At 68.8% G+C, this 16,459-nt stretch carries 10 protein-coding genes; 7 read left to right on the top strand and 3 right to left on the bottom strand.

The window, feature by feature from the left end; all coding sequences use genetic code 11:
* Positions 1-14 precede the first annotated feature (14 nt).
* From ACMGER_RS14930 to ACMGER_RS14915, 4 genes are all read left to right on the top strand, one after another.
* Positions 15-1,808 (top strand): AMP-dependent synthetase/ligase, encoded by a 1,794-nt coding sequence (locus ACMGER_RS14930; protein WP_436812962.1) that lies wholly within the window; start codon positions 15-17, stop codon positions 1,806-1,808.
* A gap of 330 nt (positions 1,809-2,138) precedes the next feature.
* On the top strand, positions 2,139-3,251 hold the full coding sequence (locus ACMGER_RS14925) for a serine hydrolase domain-containing protein (protein WP_436812961.1): 1,113 nt from the start codon (positions 2,139-2,141) through the stop codon (positions 3,249-3,251).
* 56 nt (positions 3,252-3,307) lie between these two features.
* Positions 3,308-3,787, top strand: a complete 480-nt coding sequence (purE, locus tag ACMGER_RS14920) for a 5-(carboxyamino)imidazole ribonucleotide mutase (protein WP_436812960.1) — start codon at positions 3,308-3,310, stop codon at positions 3,785-3,787.
* A 53-nt stretch (positions 3,788-3,840) separates the two neighbouring features.
* Positions 3,841-4,848: a 5-(carboxyamino)imidazole ribonucleotide synthase gene (locus ACMGER_RS14915; protein ID WP_436813548.1), complete on the top strand. Its 1,008-nt coding sequence runs from the start codon at positions 3,841-3,843 to the stop codon at positions 4,846-4,848.
* Positions 4,849-4,973: 125 nt separating this feature from the next.
* Here the strand turns inward: ACMGER_RS14915 and ACMGER_RS14910 are convergent, their stop codons facing one another.
* On the bottom strand, positions 4,974-5,276 hold the full coding sequence (locus ACMGER_RS14910) for a hypothetical protein (RefSeq protein ID WP_436812959.1): 303 nt from the start codon (positions 5,274-5,276) through the stop codon (positions 4,974-4,976).
* Positions 5,277-5,296: 20 nt separating this feature from the next.
* Entirely contained in the window at positions 5,297-8,125 is a 2,829-nt protein-coding gene (locus tag ACMGER_RS14905) for a M16 family metallopeptidase (protein WP_436812958.1), read from the bottom strand.
* Positions 8,126-8,371: 246 nt separating this feature from the next.
* Between ACMGER_RS14905 and ACMGER_RS14900 the strand changes: the two genes are divergently transcribed.
* Together ACMGER_RS14900 and ACMGER_RS14895 are read left to right on the top strand one after the other, a co-directional pair.
* A complete protein-coding gene (locus ACMGER_RS14900; protein WP_436812957.1) occupies positions 8,372-9,334 on the top strand; it encodes a hypothetical protein in 963 nt (320 codons plus the stop codon).
* 111 nt (positions 9,335-9,445) lie between these two features.
* Positions 9,446-11,086: a M28 family metallopeptidase gene (locus tag ACMGER_RS14895; protein WP_436812956.1), complete on the top strand. Its 1,641-nt coding sequence runs from the start codon at positions 9,446-9,448 to the stop codon at positions 11,084-11,086.
* 134 nt (positions 11,087-11,220) lie between these two features.
* Here ACMGER_RS14895 and ACMGER_RS14890 read toward each other — a convergent pair whose 3' ends face one another.
* Positions 11,221-13,593 (bottom strand): TonB-dependent receptor, encoded by a 2,373-nt coding sequence (locus tag ACMGER_RS14890; protein ID WP_436812955.1) that lies wholly within the window; start codon positions 13,591-13,593, stop codon positions 11,221-11,223.
* Positions 13,594-13,866: 273 nt separating this feature from the next.
* Between ACMGER_RS14890 and clpB the strand changes: the two genes are divergently transcribed.
* Complete coding sequence (gene clpB, locus ACMGER_RS14885; protein ID WP_436812954.1) at positions 13,867-16,446, top strand: ATP-dependent chaperone ClpB; 2,580 nt, start codon at positions 13,867-13,869, stop codon at positions 16,444-16,446.
* Positions 16,447-16,459 lie beyond the last annotated feature (13 nt).

Here is a 16,459-nt window from a genome sequence, read left to right as displayed (position 1 = left end):
GGGAGAGGTATGACGTGAGGACGCTCGAACATTTCCCCAATCTCGTCACCATGTTCTTCACCCGTGCGCGGGAGAAGGGCGAGGCGCCGTTCCTGTGGGCCAAGCAGGACGGCCAATGGGTGCCGACGAGCTGGGCGGAGACGGCGCGGCAGGTGGCCGGCCTTGCCACCGCCCTCAAGGCGATCGGGCTCAGGCCCGGCGAGCGGGTGATGCTGGTCAGCGAGAACCGGCCGGAATGGTGCATCAGCGACCTCGCGATCATGGCGGCGGGGTGCGTGACCGTCCCCACCTATACCACCAACACCGAACGCGACCACGCGCACATCCTGGAGAATTCGGGCGCCTGCGCGGTCATCGTCTCGACCTCCAAGCTCGCGCGCGTGCTGATGCCGGCGGTGCTGCGCTCCTCGGCGCGGGTGGTGATCGGGATCGACGAGATGCGCCCCGGCCAGACCGGCCAGGTCGACTATCACGACTGGCGCGCGCTGATCGCCGCGCATCCCGGCGACGTCGAGGCGGTCGCCGCGAGCGCCACCGCCGAGCGGGGCGATCTCGCCTGCATCATCTACACCAGCGGCACCGGCGGCGCGCCGCGCGGGGTGATGCAGCACCATGGCGCGATCCTGCACAACGTCGAGGGTGCCTCCTCGATCATCGCCGAGGATTTCGGCTGGGCGGACGAGGAGGTGTTCCTGTCCTTCCTCCCTCTCTCCCACGCCTATGAGCATACCGGCGGGCAGCATTTCCCGATCGGGCTGGGTGCGCAGATCTACTATGCGGAGGGGCTCGACAAGCTCGCCTCCAACATCGAGGAGACGCGGCCGACGATCATGGTGGTGGTGCCGCGCCTGTTCGAGGTGCTGCGCACCCGCATCACCAAGGCGATCGAGAAGCAGGGCCGCATCTCCACCTTCCTGCTCGACCAGGCGGTGCGGCTCGGCGGCAAGAAGGCGGCGGGCCGCCGCATCGGCATCGCCGACCAGCCGGCGAACCTGCTGGTCAACGCGCTGTTCAGGCCCAAGATCGGCAAGCGCTTCGGCGGGCGGATCAAGGCGATGGTCTCGGGCGGGGCGCCGCTCAATCCCGAGGTCGGGCAGTTCTTCGAATCGATCGGCCTCACCTTCCTCCAGGGCTATGGCCAGACCGAGGCGGCGCCGGTGATCTCGTGCAACCGGCCCAAGGCGGGGCTCAAGCACGACACGGTCGGCCCGCCGCTCAAGAACACCGAGGTCCGGATCGCCGAGGACGGCGAGATCCTGGTCAAAGGCGAGCTGGTGATGAAGGGCTATTGGCGCAACGAGGCCGAGACCGAGCGCGTGCTCAAGGACGGCTGGCTCCACACCGGCGACATCGGCCTCATTGACGACAAGGGCCGCATCAAGATCACCGACCGCAAGAAGGACATCATCGTCAACGACAAGGGCGACAATGTCGCGCCGCAGAAGGTCGAGGGGATGCTGACCCTCCAGCCCGAGATCCTGCAGGCGATGATCTCCGGCGACCGCAAGCCGTACATGGTGGCGGTGATCGTGCCCGACCCCGAATGGACGCAGGAATGGTGCGCGCATACCGGCGCGCCGTGCGACTTCGCCCGGCTGGGGGGCGATCACGACTTCAAGGCGGCGATCGCCCATGCGGTCGAGCGGGTGAACCGCGAGCTGTCCCAGATCGAGCGCATCCGCCGCTTCATCCTGGCCGACGAGCCCTTCACGATCGAGAACGAGCAGCTGACGCCGAGCCTCAAGATCCGCCGCCACGTGCTGCGCGAGGTCTATGGGGCGCGGCTGGACGCGCTTTATCGGCAATAGATTGGCGTGCCGCTAGAATCGGATCGACATCCAGAGCCGTGGACAGGCGGCCCATTTCAATCCTCCCCCGCCAGGGGGAGGATTTGGATGTCGATTGGTCCCGGGCTCAGAACGCCAGCATCGCCTTTGTGGGCGTGGAGGCCCCCGGCATAACCCTCGGAGCATCGCATTCGATGCCGCGCAAGCAGACGAGCGCCGGCGATCGCCGAGGCACGGGATGAACTCCCTGGCTTTCGTTCGTCACAACCGCGCGCCGTTCGTCCCAATCCGTTCCGAGAGCGATCGCCGAAATGCTACCGCGCGGCCGGAGATGGAGCAGGGAGGGTGCGCTTGTTCAGAACCAGAGCCGGACTGGCGACATTGGCACTCGTCCTGTGGGGAGCATCGGTCGCCGCTCCGACGAGCTCGTCCGAACCGCCGGCGTCCGCCGCCTCCCAGGCTCCGGATTCGATCGACGAGATCGTCCGGTCGCGCATGGCGGCCCAGCACATCCCCGGCCTGTCGCTGACGGTGCTTCGCGGCGGCGAGGTCGTCAGGCAGTCGAACCATGGCCTTGCCAATGTGGAGAACGCGGTTCCGGTCAGCGCCGAGACCGCCTTCAACATCGCCTCGGTCAGCAAGCAGATCATCGCCAGCGGGATCATGCTGCTCGCGCAGGAAGGCAAAATCGATCTCGACGCGAGCCTCTCCCGCTACATCGAGGACGTGCCGGCGCATTGGCGGCCGATCACCGTGCGGCACCTCCTCACGCACACCTCGGGCCTCGTGCGGGACGCGCCGGGTTTCTCCGCGGAGAAGGACCAGCCGGTCATCGACGTCGTCCGGACCGCCTATCCGGTGCCGCTTCTCTTCAACCCCGGCGAGAAGTTCGAATATTGCAATACCGGCTACTTCATCCTGGCCGAGCTGATCACCCGCACGTCGGGGACGCCGTGGCCGCAATTCTTTCAGGCGCGGCTCTTCCAGCCGCTCGGCATGACAGCGACCCGCACTACCAGCCCGATCGACATCATCCCCAAGCGGGCAGGGGGCTATCTGTGGAAGGACGGCCGGTTCGAGAATGCGGCGCAGTACCGGGCGCTGCGGCCGAGCGGCGCATTCGTCTCCACGCCCGCGGATCTGGCGAAATGGGAGCAATCGCTGGTGCGGGGCACCCTGCTCTCGAAACGAAGCCTCGCGCAGATGTGGACGAAGGTCCGGCTGAACGGCGGAGAGGAGGCTCCGTACGGTTTCGGCTGGCGGCTCGAGGAGGTGAACGGCGTCCGTGAGATCGGCCATGACGGCAGCCTGCCCGGCTTCCGCGCCTATTATGCGCGCTATCCCGACCGTGATCTCACGATCATCGCGCTGGCCAATGCCAACTATGGACCGGTGAACATGCGGGAGAGCGTGCGGGCGGTGGCGACGAAGCTGATGGAGACGAACACCGCCGCGCGCCAGTGAGCGGCCACCTTCCGCAACTCCTTGCCCTCATCGCCCTGCCCCGCTAACCGCTCGGCATGACGCTGGTCGGCATCATCATGGGGTCGTCATCCGATTGGGAGACGATGCGGCACGCCGCGGCGGTGCTGGACGAGCTCGGCATCGCGCACGAGACCAAGGTCGTCTCCGCGCACCGCACGCCGCAGCGGCTCTACGACTATGCCACGTCGGCCGCGGAACGCGGGCTCAAGGTGGTCATCGCGGGCGCGGGCGGGGCGGCGCACCTGCCCGGCATGGCGGCGGCGATGACGCACCTGCCGGTGCTGGGCGTGCCGGTGGAGAGCAAGGCGCTGAAGGGGCTCGATAGCCTGTTGTCGATCGTGCAGATGCCGGGCGGCGTCCCGGTGGGGACGCTGGCGATCGGCAGGGCGGGGGCGACCAATGCGGGGCTGCTCGCCGCCGCGATCCTCGCCACCGGCGACGACGCTCTCGCGAAGCGGCTGGTCGACTGGCGCGAGGCGCGGACGCGCGACGTCGCCGAGGAGCCGACCGGCTAGTGCTTCCGCCCGGATCGACGATCGGCATCCTCGGCTCCGGCCAGCTCGGCCGGATGCTGGCGGTCGCGGCGACGCAGCTCGGCTATCGCACGCATGTCTATGCGCCGGAGACCGGGCCGGCGAACGACGTCAGCGGCAGCTATACGCGCGGCGGCTATTACGACGCCGACGAGCTGGCGCGGTTCGCGCGGGGCGTCGACGTCGTCACCTACGAGTTCGAGAACATCGCGGCGGGGCCAATCGAGGCGCTCGCGGCGCTCGTGCCGGTGCATCCCTCGCCGCGCTCGCTGGCGGTGGCGCAGCATCGCGCCGAGGAGAAGGCGTTCGTCGAGGCCTTGGGTGGCCGCGCGGCGCCGTGGCGGCGGGTCGAGAGCCGCGAGGCGCTGGACGAGGCGGTCGCGGCGATCGGCTGTCCGGCGATCCTCAAGACCGCGACGCTCGGCTATGACGGCAAGGGGCAGACCCGCCTCGCCTCGCCCGCCGACGCCGATGCCGCGTGGGAGGCGATCGCGGGCGCGCCGGCGGTGCTGGAGGGGTTCGTCGCCTTCACCCATGAATTCTCGATCCTGCTGGCGCGCGGCGCGGACGGCAGCATCACCAGCTATCCACCGCCGCTCAACGAGCATCGGGACGGCATCCTGTCGCGCTCGACGGTGCCGGCGCCGGCGGAGATCGCGGCGCAATGGACCGAGGCGGCGGCGCTCGCCGGGCGGGTCGCCGATGCATTGGAGCACGTCGGCGTGCTGACGCTGGAGTTCTTCGCGACCAAGGACGGTCCGGTGTTCAACGAGATGGCGCCGCGCGTCCACAATTCGGGGCACTGGACGATCGAGGGCGCGGTGACCTCGCAGTTCGAGAACCACATCCGCGCGATCGCCGGCCTGCCGCTCGGGGAGACCGGGCTCACCGGGCAGAAGGTGGTGATGGAGAACCTGATCGGCGACGACGCCGAGCGCTGGGCCGAGCTTCTCGGCGAGGGCGACGCCCATCTCCACCTCTACGGCAAGCGCGATGCGCGGCCGGGGCGCAAGATGGGGCATGTGACACGGGTGGTGCGCTAGCGCCCACTGTCCCTCTCCCTTTGGGAGAGGGAAGGAGCCGCGAAGCGGCGGGAGGGTGAGGGCGACCTCGCTGACCGCGGCACCCTCACCCCTCCCCTCTCCCGCTGGGAGAGGGTTTGGAAGGATCAGCCCGCCCGCGTGCCGGTGATCGGGAAGCTGCCGAACGCGCCCGCCGTGACCATGCCGTTGAGGGCGTCGCCGTCGACCGTCGCCTCCATCGTCAGCGTCATCGGCATCGGCACGGTGATGTCCACCGCCCAGCTCGCCTTGTCGCCGTCGACCTTGCCGTTCTTGACCTCGGTCGAGCCCATCGCACCCGAAAAGGTGCCGGTGAGCGCGTCGCCGCTCGACTGGAAGGTCACGGTCGCCTTCTGGTCGCCCATCGGCGACTTGATGACGGTATCCCAGGTGCCGTCGATGCCGGCCATATCGCTTGCTCCTCTCTCGCTCAGTTGCTTGCCGCGGCGGCGGGTTGGGCGCCCGGCGCCGGCACCACCTCAACCGGCAATCCGACCGAGTCAAGCTGGGGACGGACCTTGGCGGCGTCGCCGACGACCACCCAGACGAAGCGATCCGGGTCCAAAGCCTCGCGTGCCGCAGCGTCAAGCTGGGGTGCGGTGAGCGCGCGATATTTTTGCGCGATGGTCGAATAATAATCGTCCGGACGCCTGGCGAGGTCGTTCATCTGCATCGCCGAGAGCACCGCGCTCGACGTTTCGAAGCTGCCCGACAGTTCGCGGACGAATCCGGCGATGGTGCGGCCGAACTCCTCGGGCGTGACTCCCTTGGTGGTGAGGAACTCGCGCACGTCGAGCTGGATCGCCTTGATCGAATCGCCGGTACGGTCGGCCTGGACCGGGGTGGTGATGGTGAAGGGCACTGCATTCTCGAGCCGCCGGAAGGTGCCGTAGCTGCCGTAGGTCCAGCCCTTGGTCTCGCGCAGGTCCATGTTGACGCGCGACAGGAAATTGCCGCTGAGCACGTCGTTGGCGGTGGTATAGGGCAGCAGCTCGTCGGTGCCCTTGAGGCGGGTAAGTTGGCCCGCGACGATCATCGACTGCGGCGAATCGGGGCGATCGACCAGCACGACCTTGGGCGCGGACTGCTGCGCGGCGGCGGCGAAGTCCTTGGTCCCCGCCGCGCCGGTGCCGCGCCAGTCGCCGAAGCGGCTTTCGAACGCCTGCCTGACTTCGGCGAGCGGACGATCGCTGACGATGAAGACCTTGAGCTTGTCGGGCCGCAGCCACGCGTCGTGGAAAGCCTTGAGATCGGTGGGGGTCAGCGTCGCCACCGCCTTGGGATCGCCGCTGCCGGCGCCTGCCTTCGCATAGGGCGAGGCCGTGCCGTAGAGCAGCGGCGGCGCGGTGCGCGAGGCGAGGCCGCTGGGGTTGGTGAGCTCGGCCGCGATCTGCGCGAGCAGCTGGTTCCTGACGCGCGTCACTTCCGGCGCGGCGAAGGCGGGGGTGCGCACCACGCCCGACAGCACGCCGAGCGCGGGGCTGAGGTTCGCGCTCGGCGCCTCGAACGCGACGGTCGTGCGGTCGGGCGTGCTCGCGGAGGTGATCTCCATGCCGAGCCGCTCCTGCGCCTCGGCGAGCGCGATCGGGTCGAGGGTCCTCGTACCGCCTTCCTCGAGTGCGGCGAGCATCAGCGACTGGGTGCCGAGCTTGCCCGGCACGTCCGCGGCGACGCCGGCATCGAAGCTCAGCACCGCGCGGGTGACCGGCACCGCGCTGCGCTGCGCATAGACGAGCTCGATGCCGTTGGAGAGCTTGGTGCGCTCGACCTTGGGGAAGTCGAGGTTGCTGATCTCGCCGACCGCAGGGAGCGGGCCGCGCGTGCCCTTGACCGGCTGCTCGGGTGCGGCCGCCTCGGCCGGCTTGGCGGCCACGGCCGCCTCGGCATAGGCCGCGCGCGGGCCGGGCTCGACGGTGAGCGCGAACACGGGACGGCTCAGCCATTTCTGCGCCGCCGCCCTGACGCTCTCGGGCGTCACCGAGGCATAGGCCTGGAGCTGCTTCTTGTAGAAGCCGGGATCGTTGGAATAGAGCGCGCCCTCGGCGAGCGCGGCCGCCTTGCCGCCGAAGTCACCGACCTGCTCCAGCCCCTCGATGGTGCCGGAGACCTGGGTCATCGCGACGCGCTGCACCTCGTCGGCGGTGGGGCCGTTCTTGAGCAGGTCGGCGAAGGTCTCGTCGAGCCGCTTGTTGACCAGCGCGGGGTCGACGCCGGGCTTCACGTTGACCAGGATCTCGAAGAAGCCGAGCTGCTCGAAATCCTGCACGCTGGCCGAGGCCGACACGGCGAGTTGGTCCTTGCGCACCAGCAGGTTGTCGAGCCGGGAGCTGGCGAGACCGCCCAGCACCGAGGCGAACACGTTGAGCGGCACCGAATCCCTGTCGTTGAGCCCCGGCACCGTCCAGTAGCGGTAGAGCCGGACGTTGGCGACGCGGTCCTTCATCGTCATCGCCTTGGGCTGCGGCAGCGTCGGGATCGAGGTGGGCGCGTCGACCGTCTTCGGGCCGGCCGGGATGTCGCCGAAATATTTGGCCACCAGCGGCCTGGCGGTGGCGGCGTCGATGTCGCCGGCGAGCACCAGCACCGCGTTGTTGGGGCCATAATGGGCACGGAACCAGCTCTTCACGTCGGACAGGCTGGCGGCGTCGAGATCGGCCATCGAGCCGATCGTGGTGTGGCCATAGGGATGGTCGGGGGGCAGCAGCCCTTCGAGCTGGGCGTATTCGACCAAGCCGTAGGGCTCGTTGTCGCCTTGGCGCTTCTCGTTCTGGACGACGCCGCGCTGGTTATCGAGCTTGTCCTGCGTGACCGCGCCGAGCAGATGGCCCATGCGGTCGCTCTCCAGGTAGAGCGCGCGCTCGAGCGCCGGGGTCGGCACCGTCTCGAAATAATTGGTGCGGTCGAACCAGGTGGTGCCGTTGAAATCGGTCGCTCCGACCTCCTGCAGCGGCACGAAGAAGTCGCCCGGCGAGTTCTCCGACCCGTTGAACATCAGATGCTCGAACAGGTGCGCGAAGCCGGTCTTGCCCTTGGGTTCGTTCTTCGAGCCGATGTCGTACCACACGCTGACCGCGACGATCGGCGCCTTGCGGTCGGTATGGACGATGACGCGCAGGCCGTTGGGAAGGGTGAACTGCTCGTAGGGGATGTTCACCTCGCGCACGAGCTCGGCGACCGGGACGGGCTTCGCTTCCTGGGCGAGCGCCGGAGCCGCGAGCGCGAGCAGCGCGACGCCGCTCAGCATTTGGGACGATTTCATGAGGTTCCCCCGCAAGACGATATGGCCGACAGCGGCCTGATGGGACTGGCTACCGCAAGCGGCGGGGCGACCGCAATCGGGCATGGCAGCAATGTCACAGGCCGCACGGCGCGGGCTTAACGGCGCGGCGAAGCGAGTCGGCGACGACGTCAATCGACGATTCGATTAGGGATTCGCGAACTGGCGTGGTTCTCCCCTTCCTCCGATCGGCTATCATGCCGAATCGGGCCACCAGAGGAGTCGGCGATGGGCCTCGTGCAAGCGCTGGACGGCGTCTCGAACGCCGCGTCGAACCTGGTCGCCAGCCTGCTGAGCGGCGAGACGCTGCCGCAGCTCGCCGCTGGCCTGATCGCGCAGAATTCGCCCAACAATGTCCCCGACGCGGCCGCGATCAACGGCCAGCTCGCCGAGTTGGCGCAGCATGATCCGGCGTTCGCCGCGGACCTTCGCGCGGAGATCTCGACCCAGCTGCGCCCCGTCGACCGCGCCGCCCTCACCCAGGCCGAGCAGGCGGCGGCGCCCCTCCTCGCCCGGGAGGCTCCGGCCCCTTCGGCTGGCGTCAAGGACGCGAGCCAATGGATCGAGGCGCTGCGCATCAGCCCCGATCCCGCCGACCGCACGCTCTTCGCCGATCTGGCGCGCGCCGCCGGCAGCGCCGATCCCGCCGCGATCAGGACCCTGCTCGCCGCGCTGTCGTCGCAGAACCTCAATCCTTCGGTCGCCGGCCAGCAGCCGGGGCCGGGCGGCGGCAATGTCCCGCAGGCGCAGCCTGCCGCCCCGGGCGGCGTCGAGTGGCGCGGCCAGCTGCAGGCGCTGCTCGACATGCGCGCTGCGACGGTCGCCATCGGGCAGGAAGGCCGCCCGGGCGCGCAGGAGGCCGGCAAGGGGATGACGGCCGATGCCGTGAACCCGGTGGCCTTGCCTTACACGATGGGCAATCCGGGGCCGACCCTCCCCTCATGGGCGCCGCTGGCGAAGCCCGGCCCGGGCTCGTCGACGCGGTGCCGTGCGGGCTTCGCGCAGCCCTGCCCCCGTCCCGCGGCCGAGTGCCGCGCGCGGCGCTGCGGCGAGGCGGTCGAGGCCGGCGCGATCGCGGCGCCGGCCGGTCGCGGCGCGATCGCCGCGATCGATCGGGTCGCGGCCGTCACCGGCGCCGAGATGCCCGCGGCACCCGCGGCATCGCGGCGCGAACCGAGCCGGGTCCGCTAACCTCCTCGGCTGCCGTTCGTTGCATTCCGCGCCCCGCGCCGGGCTCCGCCATTGTCAGCCGTGTCCCGGACGCTACACCGTGCCCCTTTGATCGATCGGAGGGGGTATTTCATGAAACGTCTCGTCGCCGTCCTGCTCGCCTGCGCCGCCACGGCGGCGGTCGCGCAGGATGCCGCCGTTCCCAGCTTCACGCCGGAAGCGGTGCGCGCGCATGTCGAGTTCCTGTCGGACGACCTGCTCGAAGGACGCGACACCGGCAGCCGCGGGCATGAGATCGCCGCGCGCTACGTCGCCAGCCAGTTCGAAGGGCTCGGCCTCAAGCCAGCGGGCGACAACGGCAGCTGGTATCAGCGCATCACCTTCCAGAAGACCTCGCGCGGCGAAACCCCGGCCAAGCTCACCGTCTCCGGCCCGAAGGGATCGCAGAGCTGGGCGCAGGGGACCGAGGTGCTGGTCGGCCTGCCGGTGCGCGAGCGCAATCTCGACCTGTCGGCACCGCTGGTGTTCGTCGGCTACGGCATCACCGATCCGACGCTGAAGATCGACGACTACCAGGGGCTCGACGTCAAAGGGAAGATCGTCGTGGTCCTCTCCGGCTTTCCCAAGGGGATGCCGAGCGAGGTCGGCGCGCATCTCGGCTCGACCAAGGGCAGCAACGCGGAAGCGCACGGCGCGATCGGCGTGATCACGATCAACACCCGCCAATCCGCCAAGACGCGGCCGTGGACGCTGATGCAGCACTATGCCGACATGCCGCGCTTCACCTGGGTCTCGCCCGAAGGCGAGCCGTTCGTCGAGGCGCCGGGCGTGCGCGCGGGGGCCTCTCTCAACACGCCGGCGGCCGAGGCGGTGTTCGCGGGGGCGCCGAAGGCGCTGGCGGCCGTGCTCGACGAGGCGGACAAGACGGGCGGACGGCCCAAGGGCTTCGCGCTCAGGACCAGCGCCCGCATCGAGGCGACCAGCGCCATCGAGCGCGTGACCAGCCCCAATGTCGCGGCCACCCTGCCGGGTTCCGACCCGAAGCTCGCCAACGAATATGTCGTGCTGTCGGCGCACCTCGACCATATCGGCGTCTTGCCCACCCGGCCTGGCGACGCGCCGGACAAGGACCGGATCAACAACGGCGCGCTCGACAATGCCGCGGGCATCGCGACGATGCTGGAGGTGGCGCGGGCGATCGCGCGGTCGTCGAACAAGCCCAAGCGGTCGATCATCTTCGTCGCCTCGACCGGCGAGGAGAAAGGGCTGCTCGGCGCCGACTATTTCGCGCGCCATCCGAGCGTGCCGATCGACCGCATCGTCGGCAACGTCGATCTCGACATGCCGCTCCTCCTCTACCGCTTCACCGACGTGACCGCGTTCGGCGCCGACCATTCGACGCTGGGGCCGCTGGTCGCCGCGGCGGTGAAGCCGATGGGCGTCGCGCTGTCGCCCGACCCAATGCCGCAGGAGGGCATCTTCACGCGCTCCGACCATTATATGTTCGTGAAGCAGGGGGTGCCGGCGGTGTTCCTGGCGACCGGCTTCGCCAACGGCGGCGGCGAGCAGTGGGGCAAGTTCCTGTCGGGCAATTATCACCACCCCGGCGACGACATGAAGCAGCCGATCGACTGGGTCGCCGGCGCGCGCTTCGCCGAGGCCAACTACCGCATCACCATGGCGATGGCGGACGCGGACCAGGCGCCGATGTGGTACAAGGGGGACTATTTCGGCGACCTGTTCGCGAAGGATCGGGCGAAGGCGGACAAGTAGCAACATCAAAGCCCCTCCCCTTCAGGGGAGGGGTTGGGGTGGGGAAGTGCGGCAGGCCGTTTGCTCGCGGATAGCCCTCACCCCCAAACCCCTCCCCTGAAGGGGAGGGGCTTAGAGGCGGCGCTGCCCTCCCCTCAAAGCCCCGCCTTCAGCGTCACGAAGAACTGCTGCGGCGCGCCGACCATCAGCGTCTGGTTGTCGCCCGAATTGCCGAAGCCGTTGGTGCCGATCGTCGAGACATATTTCTTGTCGAACAGGTTGGTGACGTTGCCCTGGATCTCCAGACTGCGGCCGCCGAGGTCGAACCGGTACCCCAGCGTCGCGTCGACCACGACGCGGCCGTCGACCGACTGGTCGTTGGTGTAGGTGAAATAGCGCTTGCTCATATAGTTCGCGCCCAACCGCGCCGCGAAGCCGGCGCGGTCGAAGGTGACCTCGCCCTTCAGCATGTGCTTCGGCGCATCGACGACGGTCTTGTCCGCGGTCGCGATCGTCACCGGCGTCGCCACGCCGCCCACCGTCGCGGTGGTGTGGACGTCGTCGCGATAGGTCGAATCGTTGTAGCTGTACGATGCGAACAGCCCGAAGCCGGCGCCGACCTTGAGGTCGCCGGTCGCCTCGAAGCCGAGCGAGCGGACGTCGCCGACGTTCTGCAGGATCACCGGATTGCCGACGATGCCCGCGCCGGTGGTGACGCCGAGCAGGCGGTTGCGGAAATTGACGTAATAGCCCGCCAGCGATCCGGTGAACGGGCCCGCGTGGAAGCGGCCGCCGAGCTCATAAGTGTCCGACTGCTCGGGCTTGAGCCTGGTCTCGCCGCTGAGCAGCGCGTCGAAGCCGGTCTGGGTGGTGGCGAACGGTCCGGTGGTCGCCGAGGCGACGAAGGCGCGCGTCACCTGGGTGAAGCCGGCGAACAGCTCCGCCCCAGGGGCGAGCTCATAGGCGACGCCGGCGTGCGGCTGGAACCAGTCGGCGACCCTGATCCGCCCGCCGGCGAGGCCGCCGCCGACGATCGGATTGGCCTTGTTGGTGACCGCGAAGCCTTTCCAGCCGAGATTCACCGTCAGCGGGCCGAAGCCGAGCTTGTCCTGGACATAATATTGGAAGGTGTCGGTCCGGTACTGCCAGTCCCATTGGGTCGCGAACGCGCCATGCTGGAAGTCCAGGCTGTCGCGGGTCGGCTCGGTGCGGCTGTCGAGGCCGTAGAAGCGGCGCGCCTGGCGGAAATCGTTGCGCTCGTACCAGGCGCCGACGGTGAGGTCGTTGAAACCGAAACGCGTGCCGATGTCGCCGAACACGCCCTTGCGGCGGATGTCATACTCGGTGGTGCGGATCGACATCGGCACGCCCGAGGGCGAGTTGACATAGGGCGTGTACCAGATCCCCTGGCCGTGGTTCGAATGGTAATAGCCCTTGAGCTGGCCATGGACGGCGGAGTCGTCGGTCGTCTCGAGCCCCACCGAGGCGAGATAGTCCTGACGCAGGCCGGCGGCGTTGAAATAGGCATCGTCGAGCGTCTGGAACGGCGCCGGGAAGGTCGTGCCGGCCGCCGGATTGCTCGGCGCGTTGCCGGTGATGTCCGACCGGCCGTCGGGGCCGGCCGCGCCGGTGCTGTTGTTGAACCGGTCGATGTTGTTGGCGATGTCCGCCAGCCTGATCGCGGTGGCATAGTCGTTCGAGATATTGTCCCACTTGTAGCCGAGACGCGAGATCATGCCGAGCGACAGGTCCTGATAGTCGTTCTCGCGCCGGTCGGAGAAGTCGAAGGTGCCGACCGCGCGCAGGCCCGCGACCAGCGGCGCGACCGCCTTCACATTGACCTGGTTGACGCGCTGCGAGCCCCAGCCCTTCCACTTGTCGGTGTCCGAATGGACGTAGGAGACATAGGCGCTGGGTCCGCCCTCGCCGAGCTCGCCGGTCTCGAGCCGGAAGAAGGTGCGCCACATGTCGTCGCTGCCGAGCGTGGCGTTGGCGTCGAGGCCGAACTCGCGGGCCGGATCGCGCGAGGTGAACTCGAGCGTGCCGCCGAGGTTGTTGGTCGCCTGCGTCCCGATCGAACCCGAGCCTTGCGACACGCGCGTCTCGGCGATGTTCTCGCTGATGATCGCGCGGCTGATGTGGAGGCCGTTGACGTTGCCGTAGCTCGCGTCGCCGAGCGGGATGCCGTCCAATGTGAAGCCGAGCTGGTTCTGGTTGAAGCCGCGGATCGAGACGCGCTGCGCCCATTCATAGGCGCCGAACGGATCGGCTCCGGTGACGTTGACGCTGGGCAGCTTCTCGATCGCCTTGAGCGGGCTGGTGCCGGGGACGAGCTCGGCGATGTCCTGCGCGCCGAGCTGCTGGACCTGGCGCGTCTCGCCCTTGCCGATCACGACGATGTCGCTCTCGGTGGCGGGTTCCTCGGCCGTCGGCTGGGTCCCGGTGGGGCCGTCCGGCACAGCCGCATGAGCGGCGACCGAAACGAAAAGGGACGAGCCGGCAAGCAGGCACGCGGCAAAATGGCGCATATGATGAAATTCCCCGAAACCGCATGGGCATCGTGCCCTGCTGGCGCGCCGCTAGTCGGGCCATGTTGCAGTGCGGAGAGAGATTGGTGTCGTTTCTTTTGCAGAATTGTTGCAATCTCGGGAACCGCGGCATTTCGGCCTTCAGCAGGTGCCGATCCGCGGTGGACGGAGCCTGCCCCCCGGGATAGGCAGGCTCAGGAAAGCCGATTCCCCTCCCTTGTGTTGCCCAAATACAACACCATCTGTGCGCCTGACGAACAACAGGGAAGGTCCATGAACCTCGAGAAATTCACCGACCGCGCCAAGGGCTTCCTCCAGTCGGCGCAGACCGTCGCCATCCGCCTTTCGCACCAGCGGATCGCGCCCGAGCATATCCTGAAGGCGCTGCTCGAGGACGAGCAGGGCATGGCCGCCGGGCTGATCCAGGCCGCAGGCGGCGATCCGAAGCGCGCGGCGAGCGAGACAGATCTCGCGCTATCCAAGATTCCCGCCGTGTCGGGCGGCGGCGCGCAGGCGACGCCGGGGCTCGACAACGACGCGGTGCGGGTGCTCGACCAGGCCGAGCAGATCGCCGCCAAGGCGGGAGATTCCTATGTCACCGTCGAGCGGCTGCTGGTCGCGCTGGCGCTCAGCCTCAACACCGCGGCGGGCAAGGCGATCAAGGCCTCGGGCGCGACGCCCGAGGGGATCAACGCCGCGATCAACCAGCTGCGCGGCGGACGTACCGCCGATACGGCGGGCGCCGAGGACCGCTACGACGCGCTCAAGAAGTTCGCGCGCGACCTGACCGAGGCGGCGCGGGACGGCAAGCTCGATCCCGTCATCGGCCGCGACGAGGAGATCCGGCGCACCATCCAGATCCTGGCGCGCCGCACCAAGAACAACCCGGTGCTGATCGGCGAGCCGGGCGTCGGCAAGACCGCGATCGCCGAAGGGCTCGCGCTGCGCATCGCCAACGGCGACGTGCCGGAGACGCTCAAGGACCGGCGGCTGATGGCGCTCGATATGGGCAGCCTGATCGCCGGCGCGAAGTATCGCGGCGAGTTCGAGGAGCGCCTCAAGGGCGTGCTCGACGAGGTGCGCGCCGCCGAGGGCGACGTCATCCTGTTCATCGACGAGATGCACACGCTGGTCGGCGCCGGCAAGACCGAGGGGGCGATGGACGCCTCCAACCTGCTGAAGCCCGCGCTCTCCCGCGGCGAGCTCCACTGCATCGGCGCGACCACGCTCGACGAGTATCGCAAGTACGTCGAGAAGGACCCGGCGCTGCAGCGGCGCTTCCAGCCGGTCTATGCCGACGAGCCGACGGTCGAGGACACCATCTCGATCCTGCGCGGCCTCAAGGAGAAGTACGAGCTGCACCATGGCGTGCGCATCACCGACGGCGCGATCGTCGCCGCGGCGACGCTCTCCAACCGCTACATCACCGATCGCTTCCTGCCCGACAAGGCGATCGACCTGATGGACGAGGCGGCGAGCCGCATCCGCATGGAAGTGGAGTCCAAGCCCGAGGAGATCGAGAACCTCGACCGGCGCATCATCCAGCTCAAGATCGAGCGCGAGGCGCTGAAGAAGGAGAGCGACGCGGCGTCGAAGGAGCGGCTGGCGACCCTAGAGGGCGAGCTCGCCAATCTGGAGCAGCAGTCGGCGGAGCTGACGCAGCGCTGGCAGGCCGAGCGCGACAAGATCGCGTCCGAGGCCAAGATCAAGGAGCAGCTCGATGCCGCCCGGCTCGAGCTGGAGCAGGCGCAGCGCGCGGGCGACCTCGCCAAGGCGGGCGAGCTGTCCTACGGCACCATCCCCGCGCTCACCAAGCAGCTCGAGGAGGCCGAGGGCGCGTCCAAGGGCGCGATGCTGCGCGAGGAGGTCAACGCCGACGACATCGCCGCGGTGGTGAGCCGCTGGACCGGCATCCCGGTCGACCGGATGCTGGAGGGCGAGCGCGAGAAGCTGCTCCACATGGAGGAGCAGCTCGGCAAGCGCGTGATCGGCCAGGACCAGGCGGTGCGCGCGGTGTCGACCGCGGTGCGGCGCGCGCGCGCCGGCCTGCAGGACCCGAACCGGCCGCTCGGCTCGTTCCTGTTCCTGGGGCCGACCGGCGTCGGCAAGACCGAGCTGACCAAGGCGCTCGCCGAGTTCCTGTTCGACGATCCGGCGGCGATGGTGCGCATCGACATGAGCGAGTTCATGGAGAAGCACGCGGTCGCCCGCCTGATCGGCGCGCCGCCGGGCTATGTCGGTTACGAGGAAGGCGGCGTGCTGACCGAGGCGGTGCGCCGGCGGCCCTATCAGGTGGTGCTGTTCGACGAGGTCGAGAAGGCGCACGGCGACGTGTTCAACGTGCTCCTCCAGGTGCTCGACGACGGGCGGCTGACCGACGGCCAGGGCCGCACGGTCGACTTCGCGAACACGCTGATTATCCTGACCTCGAACCTCGGCTCGCAGTTCCTCGCCAACCTGCCCGACGGCGCGAGCGTCGAGAGCGTCGAGCCGCAGGTGATGGAGGTGGTGCGCGCGCATTTCCGGCCCGAGTTCCTGAACCGGCTCGACGAGATCATCCTGTTCCACCGCCTCGCGGCGGCGCACATGGGACCGATCGTCGACATCCAGGTCGCGCGGCTGGCCAAGCTGCTCGCCGACCGCAAGATCGCGATCGAGCTCAGCGACGGTGCGCGGGCATGGCTGGGGCGGGTCGGCTACGATCCGGTCTATGGCGCGCGGCCGTTGCGGCGCGCGGTGCAGCGATATCTGCAGGACCCGCTTGCCGAGCTGATCCTCAGGGGAGAGGTGAAGGACGGGTCGATGGTGAAGGTCGAGGAGGGGGATGGGACGCTGGAGTTGAGGGTCGTCTAACCGCCGCGGCTCC

It is taken from the genome of Sphingomonas astragali (assembly GCF_051400615.1).
Taxonomy (GTDB): Bacteria; Pseudomonadota; Alphaproteobacteria; order Sphingomonadales; family Sphingomonadaceae; genus Sphingomonas.
This window is presented reverse-complemented; position numbering and strand designations above follow the sequence as displayed.

Excerpts from the sequence above, each read along its gene's own strand:
- purE (WP_436812960.1), top strand. The coding sequence starts at position 3,308 with ATGACGCTGGTCGGCATCATCATGGGGTCGTCATCCGATTGGGAGACG.
- ACMGER_RS14915 (WP_436813548.1), top strand. The coding sequence starts at position 3,841 with ATGCTGGCGGTCGCGGCGACGCAGCTCGGCTATCGCACGCATGTCTAT.
- ACMGER_RS14910 (WP_436812959.1), bottom strand. The coding sequence starts at position 5,276 with ATGGCCGGCATCGACGGCACCTGGGATACCGTCATCAAGTCGCCGATG.
- ACMGER_RS14905 (WP_436812958.1), bottom strand. The coding sequence starts at position 8,125 with ATGAAATCGTCCCAAATGCTGAGCGGCGTCGCGCTGCTCGCGCTCGCG.
- ACMGER_RS14900 (WP_436812957.1), top strand. The coding sequence starts at position 8,372 with ATGGGCCTCGTGCAAGCGCTGGACGGCGTCTCGAACGCCGCGTCGAAC.
- ACMGER_RS14895 (WP_436812956.1), top strand. The coding sequence starts at position 9,446 with ATGAAACGTCTCGTCGCCGTCCTGCTCGCCTGCGCCGCCACGGCGGCG.
- ACMGER_RS14890 (WP_436812955.1), bottom strand. The coding sequence starts at position 13,593 with ATGCGCCATTTTGCCGCGTGCCTGCTTGCCGGCTCGTCCCTTTTCGTT.
- clpB (WP_436812954.1), top strand. The coding sequence starts at position 13,867 with ATGAACCTCGAGAAATTCACCGACCGCGCCAAGGGCTTCCTCCAGTCG.